The sequence below is a fragment of the Mycolicibacterium anyangense genome, from assembly GCF_010731855.1.
GTDB classification, from domain to species: Bacteria; Actinomycetota; Actinomycetes; order Mycobacteriales; family Mycobacteriaceae; genus Mycobacterium; species Mycobacterium anyangense.
On sequence record NZ_AP022620.1, the window covers coordinates 1,937,698 to 1,955,924 of the forward strand.

Genomic DNA, 18,227 nt, shown 5'->3' on the forward strand with positions numbered 1-18,227 from the left:
ATCAGGAGAAGTAGTCGGGACGGCTGACGTAGGTCTCGGTCACGAACATCACGCCGGATGAGGCGTCGAGCAGCGGCCGCAGACCGGCAAGCAGAGCATCGACCTTGTCTTCTGGCACCACGGTGATCAGCAGTTCCAGCGCTGCTTGCTGGTTGAACAGCAACCGGCCCTGGTGGTAACCGTTGTGCCCGAGCCCGGACACCCCGGACAGGCTGGTGAACCCGGTGGCACCGACACTCTGGATGAGCTCGCGTACCGCCGGTGCGTCGCTGCCGGCGACGACCACCTCTATCTTGATCATCTTGGTCAGCGTCGGTGCTGTCATCGGACCATCTCCTCCTTGTCGAGAACTTCTGGTGTACTGGTGGTTTCGGCCCAGGAGCGCCATCCCGACGGCGTCCAGCGTTGCCATTCCTGCTCCGGTTCCCCGCGGGCCGCGACGCTGACCCACCCGTTGCCGAAGAGCCGCTGCAGGATCGGGTTGCGGGCGACGATCATGTCGATCCGCTCCAGGGGCGCCTGGACCACGGCCAGCAGTCGCATCGGCTCGTGGATGAGCCGGCCGCCGGCGGCCACCGACTGCCAGGGCAGACCGAGTCGAAGATCGCCTTCGTGGCCGGCGATGACTCCTGCGGTTCCGACCACGTTGTGGATGGTCTTGGTGCCGGCACCGAAGACCTCCGGTGCCACCGCGGAGAAGTAGTACTGGCAGTTGATCCACTGCGCGACCACCAGCGGTGCGGTCAGGATGGTCTCCAGTGCACTGCCATCGGGGTCGACATCGGCGTCATAGGAGTGCAGGAATGTCCTGCGCTGCAGGTTGATTCCCTGCGACATGCCGCGTGGTCCGACCAGGAAGGCGGCGTTGCCCGCCAACCCCCATTCCGGGTAGACCTGCGCCCAGTCCAGCGACCGGCCCGCGACGTGGCGGGCGGCCCGCGCCGGTGACATCTGGCGCGGGGCGCCGGGCAGCTGCGCGCTGCGTTCGGCGGCCAGCGCGGCCCCGGCCGACGCCACCGCCTCCTGCAGCCGGCCCACCTGGTCGCGATGCGAGGCCGGGATCAGGTGGTGGTCGAGCACAGTGACCCGGTCGGTGGCGGTGTCGTGCTGAGCGGCGACGAACCAGGTCCCGTCCGGGATGTCGATGCCCAGCGGCCGCAATTCGTCGCGGACGTCGGCCTGGTTGAGGATGGCCGCCGCGGTACGGGCGTTCGGGCCGCCGGCCTGGCCACCGCACGCCCCGCAGTCCAGGGACGCCTGGTAGGGGTTGTTCTCGGTAGTGCTGCCATGCCCGCACAGCACCACCAGCCTGCCGAAATCCCGGGTCAGGCCCATGGTGGTCAGTGCCACCTGAGCGAACAGCGCCCGCTGGTCCAGCGGGAGCGCACCGACGGTGAGCTCGGTCGGCGCCTGCGGTGCCAACAGGTCGCGCAGCCGCTTGCGCAGCCGCCCGCTGGTGGCCGGCGCCAGGGTCTTGGCCGCCGACAACGGTGCGGCAGCCCAGCCCGCCGCTTCGGCAAGCGTGAACGGCGCTGCCAGAGCATCTTTGGCGGCGTGGAAGGCCGACTCGGCACCCGCGAGGCCCTTGACGCCCGACACCCGGCGCGCCGCGGCACCGGCGGCCCCGGCGGCGGGTACCTCGTGGATCTCATGGTTCGGCTCGATCAGCACCGGGCACAGGTCGCATGAGGCGCCGCCGAGCAGGTCGGTGAACCGGATGGCGACCGCGAAGAAGCCTGCGAAGCCGAAGGTTTCGTACCCGTCGAGCGATTCCAGATGCCGGCGCAACCCCTCGGAGCGGGTGTCGATGCAGGTGACCACCTGGGTGTGTGGGGTGCCGGAGGGCAGCACTTCCCCGGTCCGGGCAAGTGCGTCGAGCAGCCCGTCCCGGTAATGACCCTCGAAGGCGTTCTGCCACACCATCTCCCGGGATCCCACCGGCAGGGCCGCGAGCACCCGGGCGGCGGCGGTCAGGTCGTTGTCGGCGACCTCACCCACACCCCAGACCCCGGCGAGGTGGATCGCGCGCTGCCGGGCGGCGGGCGCGCGCTCATCCTGTGGCTCGACCACCGGGCCGTGCTTGGGCCCGGCGAGCAGGACCACCTCGTAGGTCAGCCGCATCGCCAGGTAGCCGACCAGGTCGATACCCTCCCCGCGTCCGGCGCACCACTGGATGTGGGCCGCCCAGCCGGGTAGCGAGGTCAAGTGCGCCTGCAGGTAGGCGGCGCGCTCGTCGTCGCCGATCTTGAGATCCGAAAGAGCCTCTAGCACAGCATCTTCGGGACGCTCCGGCACCGAGCGCAGCCCAGTCCGCGACCGGCGTGACAGTGTCGGGTCGGCGGCCGCCAGGCCGCGCCATGCCGGGTAGAAGCCGCGATCCCGACCGGGCATCGCCCAGCCCGCCGAGCCGAAGAATGCCGAGCACCATTTGGCTGCCTGTGCATCGATGATCCGGGCGGCCTCGGGAGCCAGCCGCTCGGCGCTGGTCCGGTACCGCCGGGCGGGCTGGGGCGTGCCGGTGCCGTGCAGAAGGTCACCGCGCAGCAGTTCGGCCGGGGTGACCTCACGATCGCCGAACCGCAGCCCCGGTTCGGCGAGCAGGCGTGGATAGCGCCGCGCCAGGACCCGGTCGAGGTCGGCGTCGGTGATGCGGCCCGCGCGGTACAGGTCCCGAAAACCCTGCTCGGTCAGCGTGCCCCGCATGCCATAGAGGTCACCGGCACGCCGGACAGCCTGCTCGAACGGGAGGTTCTCCAGGCCTGCCAGCGGGTTGACCGCGATGAAGGTCTCCAGGGGGTAGTGGGTGGGAAGAACCCGGGCGGCCAGGGTGATGTCACTGCGCAGCAGCGAGCGCCGTTGGGCGAGGCCGGGTTCGAGGTAGGCAGTCGTCATGAACGGGCTCCTGTCAGTGCGGTGGCGGGTCTGGTCGGTGACGGCGGTGCGATGTGCCCGGCGCTCAGGGCGCGGGTGTAGAGGGTGCGTTGCAGCCGGTTGCCGCCAGGCGCCCAGCGCACTGCACCCAGTCCGACCAGCACCGTGAGCGCTGCACCGGTGATGAGCCAGGTCGCGGCGGCGGGCAGTATCGCGGTGGGCAGCGCCGGGGCCAGGAATCCTCCGACCGTCGCGACCAGGCCGACGTAGGCAGTGGCGGCTGGCAACAGGAAGGCGGCGGCACCGAACACTCCCCCGCTACCGGGGCGTCGAGCGAGCCAGCCCCAGGTGGCGGCGGTGCCGGTCACCCAGGCGAAGATCAGCAGTGCCCATTCGGCCAGGTGGTCGCCGGGCCCGCTCGGGACCACCGCCACCGCGAGCCCGAGGGCCGCCGCGGGCAGGACCGGCGCCGCGACCAGAGCCACTCGCCGCTGCGAGGCGGTGGGTGTGGCGGCCGGCAGCATCACCTTGCGGCGCCGGTAGGCGATCGCCGACCCGGAGGACAGGAACAGGGTGGCCTTGTAGAAGCCGTGAGCGACCAGATGGAAGACCGCCGCCGCCCAGAGCCCCAGTCCGCAGGTGAGGATCATGAAGCCCATCTGCGCCATGGTCGAATGTGCCAGCGCCCCTTTGATATCCGGCTTCACCAGCATGACTACCGCACCGTAGGCCAGGGTGGCGATACCGGCGAGAATGGTCAGCGCCTGGGCCAGTCCGGAGGCGGCCATCAGGGGGCTCAGCTTGATCAGCAGGATGCCGCCCGCGTTGACCACGCCGGCGTGCAGCATTGCCGAGACGGGCGTGGGGGCGGCCAGGGTGGCGGGCAGCCAGCGGTGGAAGGGTATCTGCGCGGACCTCGACAGCGCGGCGGCGACCACCAGGCAGGCGGCGATCACCACTGTGGTGCCGGCCAGTGGTTGGGCGCGCAGCGCACCGAGGTCGACGGTGCCCGCGTGGGTAGCGACGATGCCGACCGCGACCCACAGCGCGAGGTCGCCGATCAGGAAGGCGGTGGCGGTGCGTCGCACGCCGTCACGTGCGGCAGGCAGCGGCCAGTAGGTCGCGAGTAGCAGGCACAGCGCCACTCCCGCGACGGTCCACCCGATGGCCAGCACCCACAGGGTCTGCGCGGTCATCAGCAGGGCGGAGCCGGTGGTGAGCAGCCCGGCACCGGCGGTGAACCAGCCGGCCCGGGCGTCTTCGGCCAGGTAGCGCACCGCGAAGGCCTGCACGATGGTGCTGACCCCGAAGACCAGCATCAGCAGGACCACCGCAAGCCGGTCGGCCGACACGGCGAGGATCGCCTGTCCGTCGGCGCCATGCGCCGTCACGGACACCGCGTCGCCCCGAGCGGAGGCGACGGCAAGAGCGGCCGCCCCGAGGAAGGCCAGACCGGAGCCGACCGCACCGAGTCGGCCGACCAGTCGAGCGTTGCGCCGGCCCGCGAGCGCGGCCAGCGCAGCGATCGCCGCCGGCCCGAGCACACTGACCCCCAGCACTGCGTTCATGACCGGAGACCCGGTCGTCGTGGTCTCGATTCCGCTCAACATACGACCGAAATTACATGTGTTTTGTTTCGCGTGTCAATCTTCGGGAAATATGAATCTTGTTTGTGTTGCCGGGTGTCCCGGTAAAACCGGAGATGGTTGTTTCCTGATACAGCGTTGACGACCTAGGATTCCGGTATGGCAGAGTGGACGTTTCTCACCAATCACGCCCACACCCTGCTGTGTATCGCCCGTGATCCCGGGATCCGACTGCGCGACGTGGCCGAACGGGTCGGCGTCACCGAACGCGCCGCCCAGCGCATCGTCAGCGACCTGGTCGAGGCCGGCTATCTGGACCGGCTTCGCGACGGCAGGCGCAACTACTACAAGGTGAAATCCGACCGGCCGCTACGGCACCCGGTAGAGCGGGGCCACGATATCGGCGAAATCCTGTCGGTCCTGCACGAGGCGGACGCGACCTAAGCGTCCAGCTTCAGGTCGTTGCGGAACCGGCGCATGCCGTCGATCTTCTCGGCCACCGTGGCATCGGGCCCGCAGTAGAACACCCACGGCATCGTGATGATGCCGTGGATCCCGGCTGCCGCCGCACGGTCGTAGTGTTCGGGCAGGAAGGCATCCGACAGCGGCGTCACCACCGTGTAGCCGTCCATGGTCAGACCCTTCTCGGCGCGCAGCGCCCGCACCTTCTCGACCCGCTCGACGGCCTGGTCCAGCGTGATCAGGTCACCGATCCAGCCGTCGAGCCCGGCGGCGCGGCGCAGTGCGATATCGGAGAGTCCCCCGCTGTAGACCGGAATCGGCGGCGGCGTAGGCGTCATCTCCAGGCGGGGAGTCTGGTAGAACTCACCGTCGAACTCCGTCCAGCCGGGCTCCCACAGCGTCCGCATCAACCGGATCATCTCGTCAGTTCGCTTGCCGCGCTTGGCGAACTGCTGGCCCATCAGAGTGAATTCCTCTTCGCACCAGCCGACGCCGATGCCGAGCTCGACGCGGCCGTCGGCCAGATAGGCAGCGGTGCCGATGGCCTTGGCAGCCGAGTACGGGTCACGCATGGCCGGGATGTAGACCGTGGTGAGGAACTTCAGCCGCTCGGTTGCCTGCGCCAGGGCACCGACGAGCACCCACGGATCGGGCCAGTCGGTGAACGGCTGCCAGCGACGCTCACCGTCGGGCGTGTACGGGTACGGCGTGGCCAGCTTCTCGAGGTTCACTACATGATCCGGAATGCCCAGGCCCTCATAGCCCAGATCGTCTGCGGCCTTAGCGATCTCGATGACATCACTGGTCTTCAGGAATGCGCAGCTGACGTAGAACTTCATCCCGTTGTACCCCTCGCCCACGCCGGCATGATGAAGACTCCTTCTGCTTCCACGGTGGTGCCCTCGGCGTCGCTCAACGAGCCGCGTGCGTACGTCTTGTGACCGTCGATGCGCTCCACCCAGGCTTGAGCCCGCAGCGGCCCCAAGGGGGTGCCCCGCAGATACCTGAGCGTGATCGTGCCGGTGAATTTCGCCTCGGTCAGCTTGTTGGTGGCCGCCTCCCCGAGGATCTGGTCCATGAGCAGTGCGCAGATCCCGCCGTGCACCATTCCCGGCGGACCTTCATAGACGGGCCCCAGGGTGAACTCACTCCAGCACCGGCCATCCGGATCCTGGTGCACGGTCATCGACGGTGCTATCGGATTGTGCCGTCCGACAGCGGGATTCGCCCAGACCACCGGACGCCCGGTATCGGCGTGGCGCAGGATGCGCGGCCGCTGCGCGGGGGTGTCTTCGAGGGCCTGGCTGACGCGGTCGATCGTCATGCGGGCCTGCTCGATCGTGTCGGTGTCGGCCCCGGCGTGAACGGTGGCGTGGATCAACCGGCGTACCGCCTGTGCCAACGGCTCATGCAGCGAGGCTATCCGTTCATAGTCTTCGGCGGTGATGAAGTCCCACTCGGATTCTGAGTTCATCAGCGTCGGTCAACCTCCGAAGACTTTGAGCACCACAGTCTTTGCCCGGCGTGTCACGCGCAGGTAGTTGTCCAGGAACTCGCCACCATCATCGGTGGGCCAGCCGGCCGCCACCGCGACCGCATTGAGCTGGCGTCCGGGGCCGGGCAGCTGGTCGGTGGGCTTGCCACGCACCAGCACCAGCGCGTTGCGTGCCCGGGTAGCCGTCAGCCAGGCCTGGCGCAGCAGGTCCACGTCGTCCTCGGCCAGCAGCTCGGCGGCGCCGATCGCGTCCAGGGTTTCCAGCGTCGAAGTGTTGTGCAGGGCGGGCACCTCGTGGGCGTGGCGCAATTGCAGCAGCTGGACCGTCCACTCGATATCGGCCAGCCCGCCGCGGCCGAGCTTGGTGTGGGTGTTGGGATCGGCTCCGCGCGGCAGCCGCTCGGCATCCACCCGCGCCTTGATCCGCCGGATCTCCTGCACTGCCTCGGCCGACACCCCGCCGCCGGGATAGCGGGTCTTGTCCACCATCAGCAGGAAGCGGTGGCCGAGTTCGAGATCACCGGCCACCCGGTGCGCTCGCAGCAGCGCCTGAATCTCCCACGGCTGCGCCCACTGGTCGTAGTACGCCTCGTAGGAGGCCAGGGTGCGCACCAACGGTCCCTGCCTGCCCTCGGGCCGCAGGTTGGCGTCGACTTCGAGCGGCGGGTCGGCACTGGGCGTGCCCAGCAGCGCGCGGACCTGCTCGGCGATCGACACCGACCACTTCACCGCCCGGGACTCCTCGATCCCGGCGTTCGGTTCACAGACGAACATCACGTCGGCGTCCGAGCCGTATCCCAGTTCGCCGCCGCCCAGCCGGCCCATCCCGATGACGGCAATCCTGGCCGGAACACCGTCGGCCGGGGTGTTGGCCCGAATCACCACTTCCAGCGCCGACTGCAGCACCGCCACCCAGATGGAGGTCAGCGCCCCACAGACCTGCCGGACCTCGAGCATGCCGAGCAGATCCGCCGACGCAATCCGGGCCAGTTCCCGGCGGCGCAACGTCCGCGCGGCCGCGATCGCGCGGACCGGGTCGGGATGCCGTGCCGCCGAGGCGATCAGCGCACGGGCCACCCCGTCGGGCTCGACGTCGAGCAGTTTGGGGCCGGTCGGTCCGTCGGCGTACTGCTGGATCACCTCCGGTGCCCGCATGAGCAGTTCGGGCACGAAGGCCGAGGTGCCCAGCACCCGCATCAACCGCTTGGCCACCGCGCTCTCGTCACGCAGGGTGGCCAGATACCACCGGTGCTCGGCGAGCGCCTCGCTGACACGGCGATAGGCCAGCAGGCCGCTGTCCGGATCCGGGGTGTCCGACAGCCAGTCCAGCAGGCGCGGCAGCAGCACCGACTGCACCCGCCCACGACGGCCACTCTCGTTGACCAGCGCACTCAGATGCGTCAGCGCGGTCTGCGGTCCTTCGTAACCCAGTGCGGCGAGCTGTCTTTCGGCCGCGGCCGGCGTCAGGCCGCCGGCGATGCCCACCGACGGGCCGACCGACTCGAGCAGCGGTTGGTAGAACAGCTTGGCGTGCAGCCGGGACACCCGCAGGTTCTGGCGTTTGATCTCCTCCCGCAGCACGCCGAGCGCGTCGTGAGTGCCGTCGGGCCGCATGTGCGCGGCACGGGCCAGCCAGCGCAACGCCTCGTCATCATCGGGTGCGGGCAACATGTGTGTTCTCTTGAGCCGCTGTAGCTGCAGCCGATGCTCGAGCAGCCGCAGGAACTCGTACGATGCGGTCAGGTTCGCCGCGTCGTCACGCCCGACGTATCCCCCTTCTCCCAGCGCCGCCAGCGCGGCCAGTGTCGAGGACACATGCAACGAATCGTCGGTGCGGCCATGCACCAGCTGCAGCAGCTGCACGGCGAACTCGACGTCGCGCAGACCGCCGGTGCCCAGCTTGATCTCGCGATCCCGGACCTCCGCCGGGACCAGGGCCTCGACCCGGCGGCGCATGGCCTGCACCTCGGGCACGAAATCCTCACGCTCACAGGCCGTCCAGACCATCGGCATCAGTGCCTCGATGTACTGCCTGCCGAGTTCCGCGTCGCCCACGGCGGGACGGGCCTTCAGCAGCGCCTGGAACTCCCACGTCTTGGCCCACCGCTGGTAGTAGGCGACGTGCGACTCCAGCGTGCGCACCAGCGCACCCTGCTTGCCCTCGGGCCGCAGTGCGGCGTCCACCTCGAAGAAGCTGTCCGAAGCCAGCCGCATCATCTCGCCGGCCACCCTGGTGGTGACGGCATCGGCGCTCTCACCGACGAAGATAACGTCGACGTCGCTGACGTAGTTCAGTTCGCGGGCACCGCATTTACCCATGGCGATGACGGCCAGCCGCGGCGCGGCGGTCTCACCCTTGCAGACCGTCGCGACGGCCACCTGCAGGGCGGCGTGCAGTGCGGTGTCGGCCATGTCGGCCAGGTGCGCGCCGACGGTCTGGAACGGCAGCACGGGTTCGTTCTCGACGGTCGGCGCCAAGTCCAGTGCGGCCAGGATCAACAGCTGGTCGCGGTACAGGTCGCGCAGCTTCGGCATGATCGTGGCTGCGGCAGTGCCGAATTCGGCGATGCAGCTGTCGAAGGAGCGGCGCAGCTGATCGGCGTCGGGCAGGGTCACCGCACCGTCGAGCAGATGCCAGGACACCGGATTGGCCACCAGATGATCGCCGAGCGCCAGTGAGGAGCCGAGCACCGAGAACAGCCGGCCACGCAGTCCGCGGTCTTTGAGCAGGGCGGTGTTCAGCTGCTGCCAGTCCGGGCCGAGCGCCTCGGCCAGCCGGACCATGGTGTGCAGCGCGGCGTCGGCGTCGGGCGCCCGGGACAGCGACCACAACAACTCGACGTGGGCATCGGTATCCCAGCCCAGCGTCGCCAGGTCGGCAGCCGCGGACCGGTCGACCAAACCGAGTCGGCCCACGCCGGGTACGCGTGGACGCTGCGTCGCTGGTTTGGCCACGCCCACGACGGTATCGCACCGGCCGCGGGCAACCGGTCATCAGAGCGAGAGGTAAGCCTTGAGTTCGAACGGCGTGACGTTGCTGCGGTAGTCCTCCCACTCCTTGCGCTTGTTGCGCAGGAAGTAGTCGAAGACGTGCTCGCCGAGCGCCTCGGCCACCAGTTCGGAGCCCTCCATCTCGGACAGCGCCATGCCCAGACTGGATGGCAGTTCGCGATAGCCCATCGCGCGCCGCTCCTCGGGGGTCAGCATCCAGACGTTGTCCTCGGCCTGCGGGCCCAGCACGTAGTTCTTCTCGACGCCGCGCAGCCCGGCGGCCAGCAGCACCGCGAAGGTCAGGTACGGGTTGCACGCCGAATCGGGGCTGCGCACCTCGATGCGCCGCGACGACGCCTTGCGCGGGGTGTACATCGGTACCCGCACCAGCGCGGAGCGGTTGGACGCACCCCAGGAGGCCGCGGTCGGCGCCTCGCCGCCGTGCACCAGCCGCTTGTAGGAGTTCACCCACTGATTGGTGATCGCACTGATCTCGCTGGCGTGCTCGAGGATGCCGGCGATGAACGACTTGGCGACGTCGGACAGCTGCAGCGGGTCCTCAGGACTGTGGAAGGCATTGGTCTCGCCCTCGAACAGGCTCATGTGGGTGTGCATGGCCGAGCCGGGGTATTCGGCGAAAGGCTTGGGCATGAACGACGCCCGGACCCCTTCGGCCAGGGCGACCTCCTTGACGACGTAGCGGAACGTCATCACGTTGTCGGCCATGGACAGCGCGTCGGCGTAGCGCAGGTCGATCTCCTGCTGGCCGGGTGCGCCCTCGTGGTGGCTGAACTCCACCGAGATGCCCATCTGCTCGAGGGCGTCGATGGCGTGGCGGCGGAAGTTGGGTGCCGAGTCGTGCACGGCCTGGTCGAAGTAGCCGCCGTTGTCGGCGGGGACGGGCACGCTGCCGTCATATGGCCCGGGCTCGAGCAGGAAGAACTCGATCTCCGGGTGGACGTAGCAGGAGAAGCCGAGATCCGAAGCCTTGGCCAGCTGGCGGCGCAGCACGTGCCGGCTGTCGGCCCACGACGGCGATCCGTCGGGCATGGTGATGTCGCAGAACATCCGTGCCGAATGGTGCTGACCACCGCTGGTGGTCCAGGGCAGCACCTGGAAGGTCGACGGATCGGGGCGGGCGACGGTGTCGGATTCGAAGACCCGCGCGAAACCCTCGATGGACGAGCCGTCGAACCCGATGCCCTCTTCGAAGGCGCCCTCCAACTCGGCGGGCGCGATGGCGACCGATTTGAGGTAGCCGAGCACGTCGGTGAACCACAACCGGACGAACCGGATATCGCGTTCCTCCAGCGTACGCAGCACGAATTCCTTCTGGCGGTCCATGACGCGAGCGTAGGCACCGGCTGTTAATTCCGTGTTACACGCGGGGTAAATGCCGCATCACCAGGGCAATTGCGGGTGTCGCCGCGACGAGCGCTGGCCGCCGACTAGCAGCGTAGGTTTGCCGGCACCGTCCGGTCGACGAAGTACCGGAAGATCGCCGAGTCGACGCACACGTCGCCGTTGAACACCGCGGTGTGCTGAGTGCCGTCGAAGGTGATCAGTGGCGCGCCCAGCTGCCGGGCCAGGTTGACCCCGGCCTCGTACGGGGTGGCCGGGTCGTGTGTGGTGGAGACGACGACGACACTGCCGGGCGGAGCCGGTGCGGCGGGGTGCGGGGACGACGTCGGCGGCACCGGCCAGAACGCACAGATGTCACGCGGTGCGTAACCGGTGAACTGCCCGTAGGACTGGAACGGCGCCAGTTCCCGGGTGCGCTGGTCGATACCGGCCCACACCGCCGGGTCGGTGGGCGTCGGATCGTCCACACAGCGGATGGCGTTGAAGGCGTCCTGACCGTTGTTGTACTGGCCGGCCGGGTTGCGGCCCTGGTACTCGTCGGCGAGCAGCAGCAGATCGCCGGCGTCGCTGTGCCGCTGCAATCCGAGCAGCCCGCTGGTGAGGAACTTCCAGTACTGCGGCGCGTAGAGCGCATTGAACGTTCCGGTGATCGCGTCCTGGTAACTCAGCCCACGCGGGTCCGACGTCGGCCCCGGTGCGGCCACCAGCGGATCGACCAGCTGGTGGAATCGAGCCACCCACTGCGTCGAGTCGGTGCCCAGCGGGCAGCCCGCTGACCTGGCGCAGTCCGCGGCGTAATCGTTGAACGCCACCTGGAATCCGGTCATCTGCTCGATCACCGAGTCAACGGTGTCCTGGGCTGGATCGATCGCGCCGTCGAGCACCATCGTGCGCACCCGGTCGGGGTAGCGCTCCACATAAGCGGTACCCAGCTCGGTGCCGTAGCTGAAGCCGAGGTAGTTGATCTGCTCGTCGCCCAGCACCTGCCGGACGGTGTCCATATCCCGTGCCGCCGAGGCGGTTCCGACGCCGGCCAGGAACGCGGTGCCCAGTTTGTCGGCACACTCCTGGGCGTAGTCCCGGTAGATCTGCTCGATCGCGGCCACGCCCTGCGGGCTGTAGTCCACCATCGGGTTGCGCCGCCAGGCGTCGAACTCGGCATCGGTGCGGCACCGCAGTTGCGGCGTGGAGTAACCCACTCCGCGGGGATCGAAGCCGACGAGGTCGAAGTGCTCGCTGATCGGCGTGCCCGCCAGCGCGTACCCCATGGCCGCCGTAGCGTCCACGGCTGAGGCGCCGGGACCTCCGGGGTTGATGAACAGCGAGCCGATGCGCTGTCCCGTCGCCGGGATCTTGATGACGGCCAGTTGTGCTTGCGCCCCAGCGGGATCCGCGTCATCGATCGGGACACCGATGCTGGTGCACACCGCGGTGGGAAGCTCACGGGAGTCCGTGCCGAGGAAGCGTGCACAGCTTCCCCAGACAGCCTGTGGCACCGTCGTCTGACCGGCTCCCGGTTCGGTGGCAGCGGCCGGCGGGGCCGTGACACCGAGGGCGAGCATGGTGCAGAGGAACCCGGAGGACAGAGCCGAGCCCAGTCGACTCATGCGTCCCATGGGTGTCATCGTCGCACGGCCGCGCCCCGAAGGTGACAGCGAGCCGGTCACGCCTGGATCTCAGATGGGGCCGACTTCGATAACAATGGTTGACGAAGGTGTAAAACCGTTGTTGCGCTGGGACTTTCGTTGATCAGCAGGTCGCACCCGGCGGCGGCAGGGTGAGGTCCACCAGGTAGGCGGCGGCATAGTTGTCGACACAGGTGTTGCCCTGGAACACCACCGTGTGCTGGGTTCCGTTGAACGTCAGCAGCGATCCGCCGAGCTGCTTGGCCAGGTCGACACCGGCCTGGTAGGGCGTCGCCGGGTCGTTGGTGGTGGACACCACCAGAACCGGGGGCAGGCCCGGCGCCGAGACCGCGTGCGGGGTACTGGTCGGCGGCACCGGCCAGAAGGCACACGTGCTCAGCGGGGCGTGACCGGTGAACTCGCCGTAGCTCATGAAGGGCGCGACCTCGCGCATCTTCTTGTCCTCGGCCACGACCTTGTCGCGGTCGGTGATCGGCGGCTGGTCCACACAGTTGACGGCGATGCGCGCGTCGGTGGCGTTGGTGTAGTGGCCCTGCGGGTCACGGCGCATGTACATGTCGGCCAGCGCCAGCATGGTGTCGCCGCGCCCGTTGGTCATCTCGGTCAGCGCCTGGGTGAGGTGACGCCACAGGTTCGGTGAGTACAGCGCCATGATGGTGCCGATGATCGCGTCGCTGTAGCCCAACCCGCGCGGGTCGGCGGTGGGCAGCGGCTTGTTCACCAGCGGATCCACCAGGTTGCGGTAGACGTCGACAGCCTTGGCCGGGTCGGTGCCCAGCGGGCAGCTCGGGTCCTTGGCGCAGTCGGCGGCGTAATCGTTGAACGCCTGCTGGAAAGCGGCCGCCTGGTCGATGTCGGCCTGAATCGGGTCGGCGTTGGGATCCACCGCGCCGTCGAGGATCATCGCGCGGACCTTGTCCGGGAACTCCTCGGCGTAGGCCGAACCGATCCGGGTGCCGTAGGAGTAGCCCAGGTAGGTGATCTTGTCGTCGCCGACGGCAGCGCGCAGCGAGTCCATGTCCTTGACCACGCTGGCGGTTCCGATATTGGCCAGGAAGTCCTTGCCCATCTTGTCGACGCAGCGCTGGACGAACGCCTTGGTGGTGTTCTCGATGTGCTCGATGCCCTGGGGGCTGTAGTCCACCTGGGGGTCGGCGCGGATGGCGTCGTTGTCGGCATCGGAGTTGCACCACAGGGCAGGGGTGGACGCTCCGACACCGCGCGGATCGAACCCGACCAGGTCGAACTTCTGCCGCACGTTGGCGGGCAGGTTCTCGACGATGCTGGCCGCCGCCTCGATGCCGGACTCCCCCGGCCCGCCGGGGTTGATGATCAGCGAGCCGATCTTGTCGCCGGTGGCGGGGAACCGGATCAGTGCCAGGGCGGCCGTCGCGCCGTCGGGTTTGGAGTAGTCGACCGGGACGGCGATCTTGCCGCACTGCGCACCCGCCGGGATCGGCAGCGCGTTACCCCCGCCACCGCCGGCCACCCGGCACGGACCCCACTGCACGGGCTGACCGATCTGGGGTTCGGCGATGATCGCCCGTCCCGTCACCATGGTGCTGCAGCCGGCGCTCGCAACGAGCCCGGCCACGGCAGCGAGCACCGCAGCGGTGCGGACGACGCGCGGGCGTTGGGGTTGGCGGGGGGACTGCCTCATGGCAAACATGCTGCCATGCTCGGCGGGGGTGACTTGCACACCGACCCGCCGACGTCGGCCGTGACGTCAGGCGTGACGTCGGCCGGCGGTCACTTCCGCCCTTGTTTGGCGGCCGGTTTCGTCGCGTCGAGCAGTTCCTTCATGCCCACGGCGAAGTCGTCGGCCATATCCCACAGATCGGGCAGCAGCTCGGGGCAGGAGATCAGCCCCACGTCGAGCTTGCCGTTGAGCGACATCACGGTGATGTTAAGTCCCGAGCCGTGGAAGATGGGGCCGAGCGGGTACATCGCCGTCACTTCGGCGCCCAGGAAGTACAGCGGGATCTGCGGGCCGGGCACGTTGGAGACGACGAGGTTGTGCACCGGTCGCGCCTCGGTGAGCCGACTTCGGGCGTAGACCCGCATCGCGACGCCGAAGATCGCCGGGCCGGCGAACTGACTCCAGTCCTGCAGCAGGGTGGCCCCGATCGCCGAGCTGTGTTCCTTGGCCAGGTCGTTGGCTTCGGCGATGGCCGCCAGCCGGGTGGCGGGATCTTCGATCTGCGTCTCGAGTTTGGAGAACATGCCCGAAACCTGGTTGCGGCCGGGCCGGTCCGAGCGGTCGTGCACCGACACCGGGATCATCGCCACCAGTGAGGAGTCCGGCAACTCACCACGGTCGAGCAGGAACTGCCGCAGCACACCGGCCACCAGCGCCATCACCACGTCGTTGACCTTGACGCCGAAGTGGTTCTTGACCTTCTTGATGTCGTCGAGTTCGAGCTGCGCGAAGGCGACGTTGCGGTGCGCGGTGACGCTGGCGTTGAACCGGGTCTGGGGCGCGGCGAACGGGGCGGCCATCGCGCGGCCGCCGACCGCCCGTTTGACGGTGTCGAAGACGGTGGTCACCGTCGCGGGCAGCACATTGGTCGCCAGATGCAGTGGCCGGGAGACGAAGTTGCCGAGCCCGCCCAACGCGATCCGCAGTGGGTTGGCATCGCCGTGTCCGTCGACCGGCGCCGGCGGTGGGGCGTCGGGCTCGGTGGAGCACAGCTGCGACATCAGGTTCGCGCCGGTGACACCGTCGACGGCGGCGTGGTGCACCTTGGTCAGGACGGCGAGCCGGCCGCCCTCGCGGGCGTCGGTGCCGGCCACTCCCTCGATCACCCACATCTCCCACAGCGGGTGCCGGCGGTCCAGCGGAAGCGACGCCAAATGGCCGCAGATTTCACCCAGTTCGACACGGCCGCCGGGTGCGGGCAGACCGATGCGGTGCACATGCCGGTCGATGTCGAAGTGCTCGTCCTCCACCCACACCGGATGGTCGAGGTTCAGGAAGCTGTTGGCCAGCTTCTCGCGGAAATTCGGCATCGCCTTGATCCGCAGTTGCAACGCATCGCGCAGCCGGTCGAAGCTGTAGCCGCCCGGAATCGTGGCGGCGTCCAACTCCAGCACCGAGCACACATGCAAAGGCTGAGAGGGAGTTTCGAGATAGAGGAAACTTGCGTCGAGTCCGCTGAGCCGCTGCAGGTGTTGGACCATGCGCCGATGGTAAGTCCGGCGAGTTGTCGGGCGAGCCGGATTCGCCCAACACCGGGGGCAGCGGGTCGAATGCGGTGTGACAAAGTCCACTTCACCGGCCGTTCACCTTTGCCAGGGGTCGGTGGCAGACTGGGCAGGTCAGACGAACCCGGGGACCCGGATGGGCCACGAGGATCGACCCGACCATCACATAGGGACAATGATGTCTGAGCAGACTGTCTATGGTGGCGCCGGCACGCCGTCCGCGCCGCGCGTCAAGATCCGCACTCCGCACCTGCACAAGTGGAAGACCGAGGGCCACAAGTGGGCCATGCTGACGGTCTACGACTACTCCACCGCCCGGGCTTTCGACGAGGCCGAGATTCCGGTGCTGCTGGTCGGTGATTCGGCTGCCAATGTCGTCTACGGCTACGACACCACGGTGCCGATCTCGATCGACGAGCTGATCCCGCTGGTGCGCGGCGTGGTCCGCGGCGCCGAGCACGCCCTGGTGGTCGCCGACCTGCCGTTCGGCAGCTATGAGGAGAGCCCTGCACAAGCCCTCCGAACGGCCACCCGGTTCCTGAAGGAAGCCGGCGCGCATGCGGTCAAGCTCGAGGGCGGCGAGCGGGTGGCCGATCAGATCGCCACGCTGACCGCCGCGGGTATCCCGGTGATGGCCCACATCGGGTTCACGCCGCAGAGTGTCAACGGCCTGGGCGGGTTCCGGGTGCAGGGCCGCGGCGATGCCGCCGAGCAGACCATCCACGACGCCATCGCGGTCCAGGAGGCCGGCGCGTTCGCCGTGGTGATGGAGATGGTGCCTGCCGAGCTGGCCACCCAGATCACCGGCAAGCTGACCATCCCGACCGTGGGCATCGGCGCCGGACCCAACTGCGACGCCCAGGTTCTGGTGTGGCAGGACATGGCCGGGCTGACCAGCGGCAAGACCGCGAAGTTCGTCAAGCGATTCGGCGATGTCGGCGGCGAATTACGCCGTGCCGCAACACAATACGCCAACGAGGTGGCCACCGGCGCGTTCCCGGCCGAGGAGCACAGCTTCTAGCTGAAGTTGGGCGCCCGCTTGTTCAGGAACGCGTCGATACCCTCGTGGCCGTCCGGGCTGTCGGCGCAGGCACCGATCAGTTCGGCCTCCAGCTCCATCTGGTCCTCGATGGTGCTACCGAACGACGCCAGCAGCAGCTTCTTGACCGAACCACTGGAACCCTTTGCCGCAGAGGCGATCTGAGCGGACAGCTCGTCAGCCCTGGCGGCCAGACCGGCAGCCGGGACGACCTCGTTGACCAACCCCCACTGCAGCGCGTCCGACGCACTCAACGTGCGGTTGGTCAGCATCAGCTCGGCGGCCCGGCGTACCCCGACCAGGCGCGGCAGGTAGTAGGACGCGCTGCCGTCCGGGCTCAGCCCAGCCCTGGTGTAGGCCATGGTGAACGACGCAGTGTCGGCGGCCAGTACCAGATCAGCTGCCACCGCGATGCTGAAGCCCGCGCCCGCAGCCGCCCCGTTGACCGCGCTGATGAGCACGGCGTCCATCCTGGCGAAGGTCGCGATGGCCCGGTGCAGGTCGTCGGCAATGCCCTTGACGAAGCGGCCCGGCCCCAGCGGGGAGGCGGCCATCGCCTTCAGATCGCCACCGGCACAGAAGAATCGGCCCGCACCGGTCAGCACCACGGCCTTGACCTCCGGCGCCGTGCACTGCTGCGCGACGGCGGCGAGTTCGCGGGTCATGGCATCATTCATGCCGTTGGCGGCATCCGGGCGGTCGAGCACGACGGTGACGATCGGGCCCGCCTGCTCGACGCTCAGCGTCTCGTATTCGCTCACGCGGCACACGTTAACCGGTGACCGCGGGCTCCCCACACCGGGCCTGCAACCGAGCGGCACTGCACCGGCGCAGTGCGGCGGTATCCCCCTGCCAGCCCAGGATGCGCACCGCGCCGTCGGCGATGATCCACGGCGTCTCCGGCGGGCACGTCCCGTCGTCGGACCGGCGGTTGATCACCGATTCGACGAGCCGGAAGGGAAGATCGTCGGCGTCCGCCACCCCGTCGCACTCCACGATCACCGCGGCCGCCAGCTGCCGGTACCGGCCGCGCAGCTGTTCCCGGTTGAGCCGGAACTGCCCGAAGCGGTCCACCCGCAGTTCGGGTAATAGGTACAGCGCACCAAGGTTCCACCGCTTGGCACACAGCTGGGACACGTCACCGACCACCAGCGCGTGCAGCCGCTCGGCCGCCGGACCGGGCTGATCCAGCAGATCGGCCGCCAGCGCCAGCGGCTCGTCGACCGTTCCGGCCAGCAACGCCTCGAGGATGTCGTCCTTGGTGGGGAAATGGTGATACAGCGAGGCCTGCCGCATCCCGACTGCGTCGGCGATCCGGCGGGTGGACGTCGCGGCGTAACCGACGGTGGTGAACAGTTCGGCTGCCGCATCGAGGATCTCCTCGCGGGCTGTGTTGCCCGGTCGGCGGGATTGTTCGAGCCGCGGCCGGCCCCGCCCCTCGCTGCGCATACGACATTGTTACATTCCCGACATGCCGGAATAACTGTCATTTGATAGAAATATAGTCAACGCAGTCGTTACATCGGTGATACTCGCCGGGAACCGCGCCGCAGAAAACTTTCAAGTGACAG

The 18,227-nt window shown here is 68.6% G+C and carries 14 protein-coding genes; 2 read left to right on the plus strand and 12 right to left on the minus strand.

The window, feature by feature from the left end; all coding sequences use genetic code 11:
- Position 1 precedes the first annotated feature (1 nt).
- The 3 genes from G6N35_RS09180 to G6N35_RS09190 are packed head-to-tail and all read right to left on the minus strand — an operon-like array spanning position 2 to position 4,481.
- A complete protein-coding gene (locus tag G6N35_RS09180; protein WP_059018469.1) occupies positions 2–325 on the minus strand; it encodes a P-II family nitrogen regulator in 324 nt (107 codons plus the stop codon).
- On the minus strand, positions 322–2,892 hold the full coding sequence (locus tag G6N35_RS09185) for a DUF2309 domain-containing protein (RefSeq protein WP_163803975.1): 2,571 nt from the start codon (positions 2,890–2,892) through the stop codon (positions 322–324). Before G6N35_RS09185 ends, G6N35_RS09180 begins: the two co-directional genes overlap by 4 nt.
- Positions 2,889–4,481 (minus strand): proton-conducting transporter transmembrane domain-containing protein, encoded by a 1,593-nt coding sequence (locus G6N35_RS09190; protein WP_163803976.1) that lies wholly within the window; start codon positions 4,479–4,481, stop codon positions 2,889–2,891. The genes G6N35_RS09185 and G6N35_RS09190 overlap by 4 nt, the downstream gene beginning before the upstream one ends.
- Positions 4,482–4,616: 135 nt before the next feature.
- Here G6N35_RS09190 and G6N35_RS09195 point away from each other — a divergent pair, with 135 nt between their 5' ends.
- Positions 4,617–4,901, plus strand: coding sequence for a helix-turn-helix transcriptional regulator (locus G6N35_RS09195; protein ID WP_163803977.1), 285 nt, complete (start codon positions 4,617–4,619; stop codon positions 4,899–4,901).
- Here the strand turns inward: G6N35_RS09195 and G6N35_RS09200 are convergent.
- From G6N35_RS09200 to G6N35_RS09230, 7 genes are all read right to left on the minus strand, one after another.
- The gene (locus G6N35_RS09200) at positions 4,898–5,758 is read right to left on the minus strand and encodes a TIGR03619 family F420-dependent LLM class oxidoreductase (protein WP_163807570.1); all 861 of its coding nucleotides are present in this window, start codon (positions 5,756–5,758) and stop codon (positions 4,898–4,900) included. The two genes, G6N35_RS09195 and G6N35_RS09200, sit on opposite strands and share 4 nt — an antisense overlap.
- A complete protein-coding gene (locus G6N35_RS09205; protein WP_163803978.1) occupies positions 5,755–6,393 on the minus strand; it encodes a PaaI family thioesterase in 639 nt (212 codons plus the stop codon). Before G6N35_RS09205 ends, G6N35_RS09200 begins: the two co-directional genes overlap by 4 nt.
- 9 nt (positions 6,394–6,402) lie before the next feature.
- The gene (locus tag G6N35_RS09210; protein ID WP_179967335.1) at positions 6,403–9,375 is read right to left on the minus strand and encodes a bifunctional [glutamine synthetase] adenylyltransferase/[glutamine synthetase]-adenylyl-L-tyrosine phosphorylase; all 2,973 of its coding nucleotides are present in this window, start codon (positions 9,373–9,375) and stop codon (positions 6,403–6,405) included.
- A gap of 33 nt (positions 9,376–9,408) precedes the next feature.
- Entirely contained in the window at positions 9,409–10,749 is a 1,341-nt protein-coding gene (gene glnA, locus G6N35_RS09215) for a type I glutamate--ammonia ligase (RefSeq protein ID WP_163803980.1), read from the minus strand.
- A 104-nt stretch (positions 10,750–10,853) separates the two neighbouring features.
- On the minus strand, positions 10,854–12,392 hold the full coding sequence (locus G6N35_RS09220; RefSeq protein WP_163807571.1) for an alpha/beta hydrolase: 1,539 nt from the start codon (positions 12,390–12,392) through the stop codon (positions 10,854–10,856).
- Between the two features lie 124 nt (positions 12,393–12,516).
- Entirely contained in the window at positions 12,517–14,073 is a 1,557-nt protein-coding gene (locus G6N35_RS09225) for an alpha/beta hydrolase (RefSeq protein ID WP_163803981.1), read from the minus strand.
- 89 nt (positions 14,074–14,162) lie between these two features.
- Positions 14,163–15,581: a WS/DGAT/MGAT family O-acyltransferase gene (locus tag G6N35_RS09230; RefSeq protein WP_163807572.1), complete on the minus strand. Its 1,419-nt coding sequence runs from the start codon at positions 15,579–15,581 to the stop codon at positions 14,163–14,165.
- Positions 15,582–15,795: 214 nt separating this feature from the next.
- On the opposite strand from G6N35_RS09230, the gene panB reads away from it, so the two are divergent.
- Positions 15,796–16,638 carry a 3-methyl-2-oxobutanoate hydroxymethyltransferase gene (gene panB / locus G6N35_RS09235; RefSeq protein WP_163803982.1) on the plus strand — a complete coding sequence of 281 codons (843 nt, stop codon included), beginning with the start codon at positions 15,796–15,798 and terminating at the stop codon, positions 16,636–16,638.
- On the opposite strand, the gene G6N35_RS09240 is transcribed toward panB, so the two are convergent.
- The gene (locus tag G6N35_RS09240) at positions 16,635–17,417 is read right to left on the minus strand and encodes an enoyl-CoA hydratase/isomerase family protein (RefSeq protein WP_163803983.1); all 783 of its coding nucleotides are present in this window, start codon (positions 17,415–17,417) and stop codon (positions 16,635–16,637) included. The two genes, panB and G6N35_RS09240, sit on opposite strands and share 4 nt — an antisense overlap.
- A gap of 10 nt (positions 17,418–17,427) precedes the next feature.
- On the minus strand, positions 17,428–18,105 hold the full coding sequence (locus tag G6N35_RS09245; protein WP_163803984.1) for a TetR/AcrR family transcriptional regulator: 678 nt from the start codon (positions 18,103–18,105) through the stop codon (positions 17,428–17,430).
- Positions 18,106–18,227 lie beyond the last annotated feature (122 nt).

Excerpts from the sequence above, each read along its gene's own strand:
- G6N35_RS09180 (WP_059018469.1), bottom strand. The coding sequence starts at position 325 with ATGACAGCACCGACGCTGACCAAGATGATCAAGATAGAGGTGGTCGTC.
- G6N35_RS09185 (WP_163803975.1), bottom strand. The coding sequence starts at position 2,892 with ATGACGACTGCCTACCTCGAACCCGGCCTCGCCCAACGGCGCTCGCTG.
- G6N35_RS09190 (WP_163803976.1), bottom strand. The coding sequence starts at position 4,481 with ATGTTGAGCGGAATCGAGACCACGACGACCGGGTCTCCGGTCATGAAC.
- G6N35_RS09195 (WP_163803977.1), top strand. The coding sequence starts at position 4,617 with ATGGCAGAGTGGACGTTTCTCACCAATCACGCCCACACCCTGCTGTGT.
- G6N35_RS09200 (WP_163807570.1), bottom strand. The coding sequence starts at position 5,758 with ATGAAGTTCTACGTCAGCTGCGCATTCCTGAAGACCAGTGATGTCATC.
- G6N35_RS09205 (WP_163803978.1), bottom strand. The coding sequence starts at position 6,393 with ATGAACTCAGAATCCGAGTGGGACTTCATCACCGCCGAAGACTATGAA.
- glnA (WP_163803980.1), bottom strand. The coding sequence starts at position 10,749 with ATGGACCGCCAGAAGGAATTCGTGCTGCGTACGCTGGAGGAACGCGAT.
- G6N35_RS09220 (WP_163807571.1), bottom strand. The coding sequence starts at position 12,392 with ATGACACCCATGGGACGCATGAGTCGACTGGGCTCGGCTCTGTCCTCC.
- G6N35_RS09225 (WP_163803981.1), bottom strand. The coding sequence starts at position 14,073 with ATGAGGCAGTCCCCCCGCCAACCCCAACGCCCGCGCGTCGTCCGCACC.
- panB (WP_163803982.1), top strand. The coding sequence starts at position 15,796 with ATGTCTGAGCAGACTGTCTATGGTGGCGCCGGCACGCCGTCCGCGCCG.
- G6N35_RS09245 (WP_163803984.1), bottom strand. The coding sequence starts at position 18,105 with ATGCGCAGCGAGGGGCGGGGCCGGCCGCGGCTCGAACAATCCCGCCGA.